Here is a 12,586-nt window from a genome sequence, read left to right on the forward strand (position 1 = left end):
CGTCGCCGCGGGCCGCTCGTCCGATGGGCTCCATTCGATGCCCGAGCGACTGACGACGCGACTCGCCTTCCTGGCCGGCCTGGCCTCCGTGCTGTTGTCGGTGCTCCTCTACCTGCCGACGCTCGGCGACGGGTTCCTCTTCGACGACCGCCCGCTGCTCCTCGAGAACGAGATGGTCCGCTCGCCCCACGGGATCGTCGAGCTCGGAAGGAAGAGCGAAGCGGCGGCGCGGCGCGGATTGCGCGCCACTCGCCACGCCGCGGCGGACCGGGCGGTCACCGCGGAGCTCGAGCGCCTGGCGCGCTGACCTCCGGGCGCACCGTCCCCAGCCGCGCGAGCGCCAGTCGCGCACCCGAGTGGCCGGGCTCGAGGGCGAGCACCTGGCGCAGGGCCCGTTCGGCCTTCGCGCTCTCGCCGGCTCGCCACCAGGCGAGCGCCGTGGCGTACCGCGGCAGGACACCCCCGGGCTGTGCCACCGCTGCCCGTTCGAGGACCGCCGCGACCTTCTCGGGTGGCGGCGCCCCGGCGCTCGTCCGCGGCAGCTCGAGGAGCGCGACGAGCGCACGCCACGGCCGGCCGTAGGGCGGCGCCACCTCCAGCGAGCGGACGAGGTGGAAGAGCGCCGGACCGGTCTCTCCCCTCGCGAAGAGCAGCTGTCCCAGGTTGTTGTCGGCGAGGCAAGAGCGCGAACCGTCGAGCACGTGGCGCCAGAGCGTCTCGTCGCTCCTCCACACCGCCGTCTGGCGTCGCGTGACGATCGACGCGGCCCCGAGCAGGACGAGGAGCGCCACGCCGAGTCCCCAACGAGCCGCCTGCCGAGTCGTCACGCGCCAGACCCACTCGGCGCCGGATGGGACGAGCAGCACGAGCGGCACGGTCGCGAGGTAGGCGTAACGGTCCGCCACGAGTTGGATGCCGGACTGCGCCAGCCCGAGGACCGGCAGCACGAGCAGGAAGTAGGCGCCGAACGCCGTCGCCACAGCTGGCAACCGCCGCCGCCAGACGACGAGCGCCAACGCCACCGCGACGGTGGCGAGCGCCGAGCCGAGCAGCGCCGGAGCGGTCGGGTCGAACGGATAGGGTCGCTCGACCAGCGGCAGTCGACGGTTCGCCCCGAGCAGCGCCGCCGGATAGAAGCTGAGCCCGTAGCCGGCCTGCACCAGGCGAGCGACGAGCCCATGCTCGTCGATTCCGGTCATCGCTCCCCCGCCGAGCTGGGCCCACGCGGCCGCGACGGCGGACGCCACGGCGATCGCCAGGCTCACGGCCTTCTCGGCGACGAGCCGCACCAGGCTCCGCCCGCGGCTCAGGCGCCGCAACGGCCAGACGTCGAGCAGGAGCAGCACGAACGGCAGCGACATCTGCGCCCGGGAGAGCGCGGCGAGCGCATGCAGCAACGCCACCCAGCCCCGCACAGGCGAGGGCGAGTCGTCGCGTGGCGCCCCGCGAAGGTGAACCGCGAGCGCCGCCAGGACGAAGACGGCGGAGAGCAGGTCACGACGCTCGGTCGCCCAGGCGACGGACTCGACACGGACTGGGTGGAGCGCGAAGAACGCTGCGGCGACCCAGGCGAGCGCGAGTCGACGCGCCCGGTCCCTCGCGATCGAGTCCACGTCGCCGCCGCCGTCGCCGCCGGCGTAGCTGGCGAGCATCCAGGTGAGCCAGCCCACCAGCGCGGTCGTCAGCAGATGCAACAGGAGGTTGGTGGCGTGCAGCCCGCGCGGCGTCGCGCCCGAGACCGCGGCGTCGAGCTGGTAGGAGAGCCAGGTGAGCGGCTGGTAGTGGCCGTTGAACGGCATCCGCCACGCCCACGCTGTGCCCGCCAGGCCGCGATCCCACTGCGCACGCGCCGCCACGAGGTTGGCGCCATCGTCCCAGACGAGCCCGTTGTCGAGCACCGGCGCGTACGCCCAGAGAATCGCCGCCAGAAGGGCCGCGAACGCCCCGGCAGCCATCGCCGTGCGCCACCCCGAGGAGATCGCCGCGTCCTGCCGCGCTGTCGCCGGCTCGGGGCTCACGGCGCTGTCGCCTCCGCCACCTCGTCGCCGGTGAGCTGGAAGACGAAGAGCGAGGTGCCGATCCGTTCGTCGGGCTCGCGCCGGGCGAGCCGGGAGACGAGCCGGAACCGCCGCAGCGTCTCGGGGACGCCGACCTCTCCCGCCGCGTCGCGCGCCGTCCCGTGGGCCAGGGACTCGTACTGGGCGAAGAATCTTCCATCCCACCAGGTCGCGGCGCGCGCGAGCGGACGGGAGACCCCGAGGAGCTCGGTCGCACTGACGACGTACCAGCCCGCGGAGATCGTGCCCGGCGACGGCGCGTGCGCCCCATGCCCGAGCAAGCGCCGCACCGCAAGATCGCGCGGCAGCGGTGGATCGCCGGCCGGCGCGAGCCAGACCGGCGTCGTTTCGTCTGGACCGCTCGGGCTCGCCAGGCGCTCGCGCAGCCGCAACAGATCCTGCGCCCAGTCGAGATGGCTGTCGGCGAGAACGAGGTGTCCACGCCGCCACCCGCCTGCCGCCTCGTTGAAGTACTCGAGCCGATGCGGCGATGCCCACCACGTGCCGAGCGCGAGCCACGACAGAGCCGCGACGACTCCGAGCTCCACGCTCCCTCTCCACGGCGCGGCAAGGCGCGGCGGGGCCACGCTCGCGGCACTCACCGCGAGCATCGTCGTCGCCGGAAGGAGGCGGCGATAGCCGAGGGTGAGTCCGCTCGTCACCCGGAGCGCGGTGTAGCGCACGGCGAAGAGCCCGAGGCCGACGGCGAGCGTCGGCGACCCGAGACCGCGCCGGAGAACGAGCACGCCCGACCGCCCCACGCCGGGGCGCGAGAGCCACCGCTCCGCCGTGAGGATCATCCGGCCGAGCGGCGGCTGATCTGGGCGCAGCCGGAGGTCGCGGTCGTGCAGCGCCGCGAAACCGGCGACGAGATGACGCAGCTCATCGACCGCCACGTTGTCTGAGCACGATTTCGTCCAAGCTAGCCCGGATTTCTCACCCCGTTCCGTCGCGAGGCGGCGCAGATGGCTGTGGCTGCAAGGCGCCGCGACCGAGGCCGGCGCAGGCGTACTGGGCAGTACGTCGAGCCGGCCGACCGAGCGCAACGCTGCAGACGCGGCCAGATGCGGCGCCGCAGCAGGAGCGGGGTCAGAAATGCGGGCTAGGGCAATCGCCGAGGCAACCCGGATCGCCGTGGCCAGGCCGCGGTTCAGCGCGTCTGCGGCGATCCGTTCGAGCATCGGCCAAGATGATAGCTGCGCGTTGAGCCGTCCATTCATGACCGAGCCGACGACCCCATGGCGCTCGGCGAGGAGGTCGGCGACGAGGCGCCGCTTCCGGCCGAAGCGTTCGTGACGCGGCTCGCGGTCCGGGGGTCGTCCCTGCCATTCGCCGGCGCCCGATGCTTGTGGAGCGCGCTCGGCTCGGCGCCGGGCTCGAGGGCCTCGGCCACGGGGGTCCAGCCGAGCTTCGGGTCGCCTCCAGAGCGACCGCCGATTTCCTGAGACGAGAGCGTCTGGTGGGTTCGGATAGGATTTCGCCTCCGACCGCGATTCCCGGAGTCCGACCTTGAGACCACGATCCTTGCCGGCTGGTGTCGCGCTACCTCTCGACCTGGCCCGCTCCCAGACACCGTCGGGCCCAGCACAGCACGATTCCGATCCGGTCATCGCCCGATACGACGGCGGTGCGGTTCGCCGCCGCGCGCTCCAGGACGAGAGCGTGAACGCCGGCGTGACCGCCATCCAGGAGCGACTGATCGCCGAGTCGGGCCTCGAGATCCTCGCCCCGGAAGTCTGAAGTGGAGCGCGGCATGCCCCTCCTGCCGGCGCACGGCGTTTCGCTCCCGCCAGCCGCCCTGGCGCTGCTCTCCGGGGCGGCGCTGCTGCTCCTCCTCGACCATCGTCGGCGGAACCTCGGCGGGCGTTCGACCCTGGCCTTCTTCGTCTCGGCGAGCCTCTACGGTCTCGTGCGCGGCACGACGATCCGTCGCCTCGTCGACGTCCGACTCGGTGGCAACCTCCCTTATCGGCTGAACGCGCCCGTCGCCACGCTGGCCGGCGTTCCGCTCCAGGAGCTGGTCGGCTGGGTGGTCGCGGTGGGAATCGCCGCCTGGTTGGCCGATCGCCTGCTGCGTCGACTCGGGCAGCCCACCGACGCCTTCCGGACGACGCTCGCCGCCGGGGTCGGCCTGGCGACGGTCTGTCTCGCCGTCGAGAGTGCGGCAGTTGCCGGGGGTTGGTGGACCTGGAGCCTGCAAGTGCCTCCCGGCAGTCCGCTGTCCTTTCCCTCCATCGCCCTCGTCGACTGGGCCTTCGTCGCCATCGACTTCCTCCTCCCTTTCGAGCTCTGGCATCGCCAGGCCCGGCTCTCCCTTCGGCTCGCCAGCCTCGGGCTCTTTCCGCTCCACATGGCAGGTCACGCGCTCACCGGAGCCTTGCCCGGTCCGCTCCCCTTCTCCGGCTTCGATTGGGTCCATGCGGGCCTGGTGGCGCTGCTCTTCGCCGGCGCCGCGATGGCTCGTGGGCCGAGCTCGTGGCCGTCGCTGTCGCAGGAGACCGGCCGAACGCGGATCGCCGTCGCCGTCGCCGTGCTGCTCGCCACGACCAGCGCGCAGCGGCTCGTCGCGGGCACGGTCTCGGGGTTGTGGACCGGGATGCCGCTTGCGGCGCTCGCCGCCTTCGCGCTCTCCGGCCGCCGCGAGCGCGAAGTGCGTTCGACCGCGCCGTCGCCGATCGCCGCCATGGCCGTGTTCCTGCTCTGCCTGAGCGCCGGGCTCGCCCTGCGCTACCCGTCGGCGAGCCGCGCGCGAGCCTTCGAGACGCGAATCCGCCAGGCCGTCGCGCAGATCGCCGCCGGCAACCCGCAGGCCGCCGAAGCTTCTCTTGGCGAGGCGCTGGCGCTACGGCCGGGACACTCCGAAGCACTCGCCCTGCTGGGCTGGGCCGAGTTGCGTCAGGGCCGGACCGAGTCCGGCTGCCGGCACCTCGAAGCGGCCCTCGCCGCACGACCCGACTCCGCGATCGCCGCTCGCCTGCTCGGCACTTGCCGCCGGCCGAGCGGCGATGACGCGGGCGGCTCGACACCCTGAGGGCCCGACACCGAGCCGCTCTCGACGAGCGACGGCACGGCGCGATTCCATGCTCACCCCCAGGGCTCGATCCCCGGAACGGGAGAAGATCGGAAGGCCTTCCTCAGCGGTCGAAGGGCGCCATCTTCCCGTCGCTCGCGCGGATCCAGGGGAGGTTGTCGCGTCCGGCGATCCCGCCGATCGACCAGGCCCAGCCACGGTCCGGAGCGTAGAGCAGGTAGGCCTTGTAGAACGGCCGCGCCACCCAGCGGCGGTCTTGCGCCGCGCGGGAAACGGTCTGACGCAGCGGCGGTATCGCGGGGAGCGGCGGCAGCAGTCGCACCTCGCCGGCGGCCGAATCCACTCGCTCGCGTACCGAGGCCGTGGAGCGCTCGAGGTAGGGCGGCAGCGATCCGCTGCGGATCGTTCGCACCCAGACGGCCCCCCGCCGGATCGTCACCCAGAGCTCCCACTCGCCCTCGACGCCGTCGGCGAGATCGCGCTGGCGCTCGAACTCCTCGACCCGTCCCGGTGAGACGAAGCGGCAAAGCACTTCCGCAGCGGCGTCGTCCCGGCAGTTGGCGGTGCCATCGGGACGCATGCGCTCGACATCGGCGCGGTCGAGCCGCACGTCGCGCTTCCAAGCCTGGGCAGAGGTCGCGTCCAGGACGCTGCCGCAGAATTCGCAGGTCGGCCGCCCCTCCGCACGGGGGGCACAGGGCGGCACGCACGAGGTCGGATCATCGCTGCCGCGCCAGCGCGAGCACCGTCCTTCTGGTGACTGGCGCGGGAAAACTGACCTATGATCCCCCCTTCGTCCGACACCCCAGCTCTCGCCGCGAGCCACGAGTACCGACCGCACGGAGTGTGACCATGACGCGACGCCTTTGCCTCTTGATCGCCACCTTCTGGCTGTCCCTGCCGGCGCTCCTCCCGGCAGCCGACGCGCCTTCCGTCGAGTCGCCGGTGCGCCTCGGCGACCCGGAAGAGAACCCGGGGCCGGTCACCGTGGTCGTCGAGGCAAAGCACGACCTTTCGCCACCCTTCACCGAGATCCGCTTCCTGGCGCCGCGGGCCCGCCTGCCCCTCGAGGAAGAGATCATGCACCGCCGGCCACTCGGCTCGATCAACACGCCGGACGCGGCGCTGCAGACCGCCATGCCGCGCCTTCCCGCCGCGATGCCCTCGGTGATCACCCAGTTCGACGGCATGACGGCGACGACCAGCGCCTGCGGCTGCACGCCCCCGGACACCAACGCCGAGGTCGGACCGCACCACGTCCTCGAGATGGCCAACAGTGCCCTGCAGGTGTTCAGCAAGTCCGGCACCAGCCTCTTCGGCCCGGTGGACATCAACATGATCTGGACCGGCTTCGGCGGCGCGTGCGAGACCGAGAACGCCGGCGACCCGGTGGTGCTCTACGATCAGCTCGCCGACCGCTGGGTCATCTCGCAGTTCACCGACGACATCGCGCCGTTCTTCGAGTGCCTCGCCGTCTCGCAGACCGGAGACCCGACCGGTGCCTGGTACCGCTACGCCTTCCAGACCAGCGCCAGCAAGTTCAACGACTATCCGAAGCTCGGAGTCTGGCCCGACGGCTACTACATGAGCGCCAACCTCTTCTCGGGCAACAACTGGGCAGGGACCGGCGTCTACGCCTTCGACCGGACCAGGATGCTCGCCGGGCAGACGGCGACCATGCAGTTCTTCGAGCTGCCGCCAGCGGACTGGGGCGGCGCCCTGCCCTCGGATCTCGACGGCACGGCGCTGCCGCCGGACGGGGCGCCGAACGTCTTCGTCGAGGTGGTCGACGGCTCCTGGGATCCGCCGAACTGGCCGAACGACGAGCTGCACTTCCACCAGTTCCACGTCGACTGGGCGACCCCGGCGAACACCACGTTCAACCAGACGCCGATCCAGGTCCCGGTCGCCGCCTTCGACGGACTGCTCTGCAATTTCAACGCCTGCGTGCCGCAGACCGGCACCACGAACAAGCTCGACACGCTCTCCGACCGATTGATGTTCCGCCTGGCCTATCGCAATTTCGGCACGCACGAATCGCTCGTGCTCAACCATACCGTCGACGCCGCCACCGACCGCTCCGCCATCCGCTGGTACGAGATCCGCGATCCGCGCGGCAATCCGCCGACGATCCACCAGCAGAGCACCTTCGCCCCGGACACCGACCATCGCTGGATGGCCAGCGGGGCGATGGACAGCCAGGGGAACATCGCCTTCGGCTACAACGGCTCGAGCGCCAGCGTCCGGCCGAGCATCCGCATCGGTGGCCGGCTCGTCGGCGACCCGCTCAACGCGCTCACCCAGGGCGAGAGCACGGTGCTGACCAGCAGCAGCTCCCAGACCGGTGCCACGCGGTGGGGTGACTACAGCGACCTGACGGTCGACCCGATCGACGACTGCACCTTCTGGTTCGCCGGCGAATACTCCGGCGGAAGCGCCTTCTCGTGGCGGACGCGCATCGCCTCCTTCCGCTTCGCCGCCTGCAGCACCTTCTTCATCAACGGCTTCGAGGTCGGCGGCACCGGCTTCTGGTCGGCCAAGACACCGTAGCCGCGACGCCCCCCTTGCGGCCGGACGGAGCGCCTTGCCGTCCGGCCGACTCCCCTCCGAACCCTCCCCAGGCGGCAACGATCCATGGCCCTCAAGGCGACGATCCACAAGGCCGAGCTCACCGTTTCGGATCTCGATCGCGGTCACTTCGCGACCTACTCGCTGACCCTCGCGCGCCACCCGTCGGAGACCGACGAACGGATGATGGTGCGGCTCCTCGCCTTCGCGCTGCACGCCGACGAGCGGCTGGAGTTCGGTCGCGGCCTCTCCACCGAGGACGAGCCCGACCTGGTGCAATCCGATCTCTCGGGAGCGCTCGAGCTCTGGGTGCAGGTCGGCCTGCCGGACGAGCGTGACCTGCGCCGCGCCTGCGGTCGCGCGCCGCGCGTCGCCGTCTACGCCTACGGCAGCGCCGCGGCCGTCTGGTGGAAACAGCAGGGCGCGGCGCTCGCCCGGCTCGACAACCTCCGCGTCGTGGCCCTGCCGCCGGACGCCACTCGCGGACTCGCGGAGCGCGCCGGCCGCACGATGCAGGTGCAGTGCACGATCCAGGAGGGCCACCTCTGGTGGTCCGACGAGGCGACCTCGCTCGAGATCGAGCCGCTGGTGTTGAAGGCCGGGGCCGGCTGACGGGCCGGTCCGCCAAGCTTCTCGGAGGCCATCCTCAGGACAGCGTCGCGGCTCAGCCGAGCTCGACGATCACCGGCGCGTGATCGGAGGGGAGCTTGCCCTTGCGCTCGTCGCGGTCGATCGCCGCGGCGGTGCAGCGCGTGGCGAGCGCCGAGGCGACGAGAACGTGGTCGATCCGCAGCCCGTCGTTGCGTGGAAAGCCGAGCTGGCGGTAGTCCCACCAGGAATAGAGGCCGTCCTCCGGGCGCAGGAGGCGGAAGGCATCGACCAGGCCCGCGGCGAGCAGCCGGGCGAAGGCGGCGCGCGCATCCGGGTGGCAGAGCACCGAGTCCGCCCAGCTCTCGGGGTTCGCCGCGTCCCGCGATTCGGGAGCGATGTTGAGATCGCCGCAGACGACGAGCGGCGCGGCCGGCTGGCGCTCGACCCAGGCGGCGAGCCGCCGCAGCCAGTCGAGCTTATAGACCCATTTCTCCGAGCCGACCGTCTGACCGTTCGGCACGTAGACCGAGGCGACCCGCAGGTCGCCGACGGTCGCGGCGATCAACCGCGCCTGGCTCTCGTCCCCGCCGTCGCCGAAACCGACCTCGACCTCCTGCGGCTCCTCGCGCGCCAGGATGGCGACCCCGTTGTAGGTCTTCTGGCCGTGCAGCACCGCGCGATAGCCAGCCTCCTGCACGGCGGAGAGCGGGAATCCCGCGGCTTCGGTCTTGAGCTCCTGCAGGCAGAGGACATCGGGCGCATGCCGCCCGAGCCAGGCGAGGAGTCGCTCCTGGCGGGCCTTGACCGAGTTGACGTTCCAGGTGGCGATCTTGGCGGTCTTCACGTCGGCGATTCTAGCCGCGTGCCGTACCGCACGCCCGGTCGCCGCCCGGTCGTCGCCCGGTGATAGCTTTCGACGGCGATGTCCGCCTGGGTCCTCGAGATCGAAACCGGCCGCCAGCCCCGCACCTCCCGAGACGTCGACCGCGACCTGCTGATCGTCGGCCGCGGCGCCGACTGCCACCTGCAGGTCGCCGACCCGCACGTCTCCCGTCAACACTGCACGATCGAGCGGCGGGGTGAGGAGCTCTGGGTCGAGGACCTCGGCTCGCGCGGCGGCACGCGGCTCAACGGCCGCCCGGTGCCGGCCGGCGGCCGGCTCGCCAACGGCGATCTTCTCGACCTCTCCGAGGAGACGCGGATCGTCGTTCGTCATTCGTCGTGCGCCGACGACGGCGACCATCCGCCGACGACCGGTGCGGTCTTTCGCGATGCCGCATCGATGCTCGTGCGTCGCGCCGACCTCGAGGCGGCGAGCTCGGCGACCGAGCTGCGCCGCTACGCCGAACGCCTGCAACTCATCAACGAGGTGCACCAGGCGCTCGGCGAATCGCCGTCGCGCGACGCCCTGCTCGAGATGATTCTCGACCGTGTCTTCGCCACCCTGCGCCCCGAGCAGGCCGCCGTGCTGCTGATCGACGCCACCGGCGAGCTCACCGCCTCGGTGACGCGACCCTCGGGGCTCTCGCCCGAGCGGGTCTTCTTCTCCCGCAGCCTGCTGCGCGAAGTCACCGGACGACGTCAGGCGGCGCTGGTGCTCGACGCCCCGAGCGACGAGCGCTTCGCCGGTGCGGCCTCCATCCTCGATTCCGGCGTGCGCAGCCTGATCGCGGCTCCGCTCCTCACCCCGGCCGGGGCGCTCGGCATGCTCGTCCTCTCGTCGCGGCTGCGGGTGCGGCAGTTCGCTGACGAGGACCTCGTGCTGCTCGCCTCGCTCGCCTCGGTGGCCGCCCTCCACCTGCGCAACCTCGACCTTGCCGAGGAGGCCGCCGAACGGCGCCGACTGGCGCAGGAGCTCGAGCTCGCCCGCCGCATCCAGCTCGCCCTGCTGCCGTCGCGCCTGCCCGAGGTCGACGGCTACGAGCTGCTGGCAGGCAACGTGCCGTCGCGCGGCGTCTCCGGCGATCTCTACAAGGCCGAAGTGCATCCCGAGACGGGAGTGCTCACCTGCCTGGTCTGCGACGTCTCGGGCAAGGGGATGGCCGCGTCGCTCCTCGGCGCCTCGCTCGAGGCGCTGGCGACCGGACCGATCGAGATCGGACTCCCCCCGGAGGGGATCTGCGTGCGCGTTTCGCGCCGTCTCTACGCGCGCACCCCCCCGGAGAAGTACGCCACCGGCTTCATCGCCCGGGTCGATCCGTCGAGCCACCGGCTCGAGTGGGCCAACGCCGGCCACAACACGGCCCTCCTCCTGCGGCGCGACGGCACGATCGAACGTCTCTCCGCCTCGGGCCCGCCGCTCGGACTGCTGCCGAACGCCGACTACCAGGCGCATGCCACCGAGCTCGGCCGCGGCGACCTGCTGCTGATCTACACCGACGGCATCACCGAGGCGGTCGATCCGGCCGACGAGGAGTTCGGTCTCGAGCGTCTGGCGGCGATCGCCGGCAAGCACCGCGACGCGCCGCTCGGCGAGCTCCGCTCGTGCATCGAGCGCGCCGTCGACACCTTCGTGCGCGGCGTCCCGTTCGCCGACGACCGCACCGTCCTCTTCCTGCGCCGGAAGAGCGGCTGAGTCGCTCCGCACCGCGTCCCGCCCGCCGCGCACACCGCCGCACCCCTCGCCCGCTCCGCCCTGCGAAACAGGCGACAGCCGGTCCGCTCGAGGCGGTGCTAGACAGGTGACGCCATGACGACCCGCCGGCAAGGACCCTCCATTCTCGACGCCCTCGCCTCACTCCGGCCCTGGAGCCTCGGCGTCGTCGCCGTGGCGGTCCTGGCGGTCGCGTCGCCGCTCGGCGCCGCGGTCGCCACGCCGGTGCTCAAGTGGGTGCGCGGCGGCTGCTTCACCTCGTGGTGCCAGACCGGCTGGTACGGATCGCCGGCGGTCGCCGACCTCGACGGCGACGGGACCGTCGAGGTGATCTGGGCCTCCTACGATCTCGTCGCGGTGAAGGGCACGGACGGCACGCTCGTCTGGCGTTCGGCGAGCGGCCAGCGCTCCTGGCCGGGCGTGGTGGTCGCCGACCTCGACGGCGACGGAGCCCTCGAGATCGCCGTCGGCCGCGGCGGCAACGAGCTCGCCGTGGTCGAGGCCGACGGCGCGCTCGCCTGGAGCCGCCATCCCTTTGCCGGCGGCGAGGTGCGGACGCTCGCCGCCGCCGACCTCGACGGCGACGACCGCGTCGAGCTGCTCGTCGGCCGCGCCTCGAGCGGGTCGACGCAACAGGTCGCCGTCTATTCGAGCGGCGGCGATCTGCGCCCGGGCTGGCCGGCCCGGCGCGACGGCGAGCCGGGCTACGGCGCCGGCATGTACAACGAGAACCTCGCCGTCGGCGACCTCGACGGCGACGGCCGCCCGGAGATTTACGCTCCCACCGACACCCACTACGTCTCGGTCTTCGATCGCGACGGCAATCAGCGCGCCGCCGACCCCGCGACCTGGCCCGGCAAGGTCTGGAGTCAGGTGGGAGTGCACGTCGATCTCGCCGCCGACCTGCGCGGCTATGCCGAGTGCGGGGTCGAGCACCGCCCCAACTTCGCCAACGCCGCGCCGGCGATCGGCGATCTCGACCGCGACGGCTCGCTCGAGCTCGTCCTGCCGGGCGACGTCTACGACTGTTCGATCGGTGATCCCGACGGTGACCTCCACTACCTGCCCTGGATCCTCCGCGCCGATCGCCGCCGGGCGACGGTGGGCGGCGTCGACTGGACCGTGCTCCCGACCGCCGAGCCCGGGAGCGGCCCGCTCTCCCAGGACTACTCGGTGATCGAGAACGCGGTGGCCAACGCCGTGCTCGCCGATCTCGACGGCGACGGTCGCCGCGAGGTCCTCCTTCCCTCCTACGACGGGCGGCTGCACGTCTGGTGGCTCGACAAGAGCGAACACGGTCTCTGGCCTTTTGCCGTGCCGGGCAGCGGCATCCGCTTCGCGAGCGAGCCGGCCGTGGCCGACCTCGACGGCGACGGCCAGGCGGAGGTGATCTTCGCCTCGTGGCCCGAGAAGAACACCGGACGCACCGGCGACCTCTTCGTCCTCTCGTCGAGCGGCCAGATCCTGCAGCAGGTCGCGCTGCCGGCGCCGTTCGGCAGTGCCACCTGGAACGGGGCGCTCGGCGCACCGACGCTCGCCGACCTCGACGGCGATGCCGACCTCGAGCTGGTGCTCGGGACGGCCTCGACCGGCCTGGTCGCCTACGACCTGCCGGGCACCGCCAACGCGCGGCGCCTCTGGCCGACCGGTCGCGGCAGCAGGCTGCGCGACGGCAATCTCCCGCTCGCCCTCTTCCGCGACGGCTTCGAGACCGGCGCGCCGCTGCGCTGGCGGCGCACGCCCTGA

At 72.2% G+C, this 12,586-nt stretch carries 11 protein-coding genes; 7 read left to right on the plus strand and 4 right to left on the minus strand.

The annotated features are described in order from the left end of the window. Positions 1-37 precede the first annotated feature (37 nt). Complete coding sequence (locus IPJ17_18170; GenBank protein ID QQR73386.1) at positions 38-307, plus strand: hypothetical protein; 270 nt, start codon at positions 38-40, stop codon at positions 305-307. On the opposite strand, the gene IPJ17_18175 is transcribed toward IPJ17_18170, so the two are convergent. Both IPJ17_18175 and IPJ17_18180 read right to left on the minus strand, forming a co-directional pair. Then, positions 276-2,018, minus strand: a complete 1,743-nt coding sequence (locus IPJ17_18175) for a hypothetical protein (GenBank protein QQR73387.1) — start codon at positions 2,016-2,018, stop codon at positions 276-278. The two genes, IPJ17_18170 and IPJ17_18175, sit on opposite strands and share 32 nt — an antisense overlap. Then, positions 2,015-2,953, minus strand: a complete 939-nt coding sequence (locus IPJ17_18180) for a hypothetical protein (GenBank protein ID QQR73388.1) — start codon at positions 2,951-2,953, stop codon at positions 2,015-2,017. The genes IPJ17_18175 and IPJ17_18180 overlap by 4 nt, the downstream gene beginning before the upstream one ends. 613 nt (positions 2,954-3,566) lie before the next feature. On the opposite strand from IPJ17_18180, the gene IPJ17_18185 reads away from it, so the two are divergent. Beyond that, positions 3,567-3,797, plus strand: a complete 231-nt coding sequence (locus IPJ17_18185) for a hypothetical protein (GenBank protein QQR73389.1) — start codon at positions 3,567-3,569, stop codon at positions 3,795-3,797. An 856-nt stretch (positions 3,798-4,653) separates the two neighbouring features. After that, complete coding sequence (locus tag IPJ17_18190) at positions 4,654-5,088, plus strand: tetratricopeptide repeat protein (GenBank protein ID QQR76218.1); 435 nt, start codon at positions 4,654-4,656, stop codon at positions 5,086-5,088. Positions 5,089-5,191: 103 nt separating this feature from the next. Here IPJ17_18190 and IPJ17_18195 read toward each other — a convergent pair whose 3' ends face one another. After that, complete coding sequence (locus IPJ17_18195) at positions 5,192-5,698, minus strand: hypothetical protein (GenBank protein QQR73390.1); 507 nt, start codon at positions 5,696-5,698, stop codon at positions 5,192-5,194. A gap of 242 nt (positions 5,699-5,940) precedes the next feature. Here IPJ17_18195 and IPJ17_18200 point away from each other — a divergent pair, with 242 nt between their 5' ends. Both IPJ17_18200 and IPJ17_18205 read left to right on the plus strand, forming a co-directional pair. Continuing rightward, positions 5,941-7,638: a hypothetical protein gene (locus IPJ17_18200; protein QQR73391.1), complete on the plus strand. Its 1,698-nt coding sequence runs from the start codon at positions 5,941-5,943 to the stop codon at positions 7,636-7,638. Between the two features lie 84 nt (positions 7,639-7,722). Next, entirely contained in the window at positions 7,723-8,268 is a 546-nt protein-coding gene (locus IPJ17_18205) for a YaeQ family protein (GenBank protein QQR73392.1), read from the plus strand. 52 nt (positions 8,269-8,320) lie between these two features. On the opposite strand, the gene xth is transcribed toward IPJ17_18205, so the two are convergent. Further along, positions 8,321-9,091 (minus strand): exodeoxyribonuclease III, encoded by a 771-nt coding sequence (gene xth / locus IPJ17_18210; protein ID QQR73393.1) that lies wholly within the window; start codon positions 9,089-9,091, stop codon positions 8,321-8,323. Between the two features lie 78 nt (positions 9,092-9,169). Between xth and IPJ17_18215 the strand changes: the two genes are divergently transcribed. Both IPJ17_18215 and IPJ17_18220 read left to right on the plus strand, forming a co-directional pair. Then, positions 9,170-10,822, plus strand: coding sequence for a SpoIIE family protein phosphatase (locus IPJ17_18215; GenBank protein QQR73394.1), 1,653 nt, complete (start codon positions 9,170-9,172; stop codon positions 10,820-10,822). A 114-nt stretch (positions 10,823-10,936) separates the two neighbouring features. Next, positions 10,937-12,586 carry a VCBS repeat-containing protein gene (locus IPJ17_18220; protein ID QQR73395.1) on the plus strand — a complete coding sequence of 550 codons (1,650 nt, stop codon included), beginning with the start codon at positions 10,937-10,939 and terminating at the stop codon, positions 12,584-12,586.

The organism is Holophagales bacterium (assembly GCA_016699405.1).
Classification (GTDB): domain Bacteria; phylum Acidobacteriota; class Thermoanaerobaculia; order Multivoradales; family JAGPDF01; genus JAAYLR01.

Excerpts from the sequence above, each read along its gene's own strand:
- IPJ17_18170 (QQR73386.1), top strand. The coding sequence starts at position 38 with ATGCCCGAGCGACTGACGACGCGACTCGCCTTCCTGGCCGGCCTGGCC.
- IPJ17_18190 (QQR76218.1), top strand. The coding sequence starts at position 4,654 with ATGCCGCTTGCGGCGCTCGCCGCCTTCGCGCTCTCCGGCCGCCGCGAG.
- IPJ17_18200 (QQR73391.1), top strand. The coding sequence starts at position 5,941 with ATGACGCGACGCCTTTGCCTCTTGATCGCCACCTTCTGGCTGTCCCTG.
- IPJ17_18205 (QQR73392.1), top strand. The coding sequence starts at position 7,723 with ATGGCCCTCAAGGCGACGATCCACAAGGCCGAGCTCACCGTTTCGGAT.
- IPJ17_18215 (QQR73394.1), top strand. The coding sequence starts at position 9,170 with ATGTCCGCCTGGGTCCTCGAGATCGAAACCGGCCGCCAGCCCCGCACC.
- IPJ17_18220 (QQR73395.1), top strand. The coding sequence starts at position 10,937 with ATGACGACCCGCCGGCAAGGACCCTCCATTCTCGACGCCCTCGCCTCA.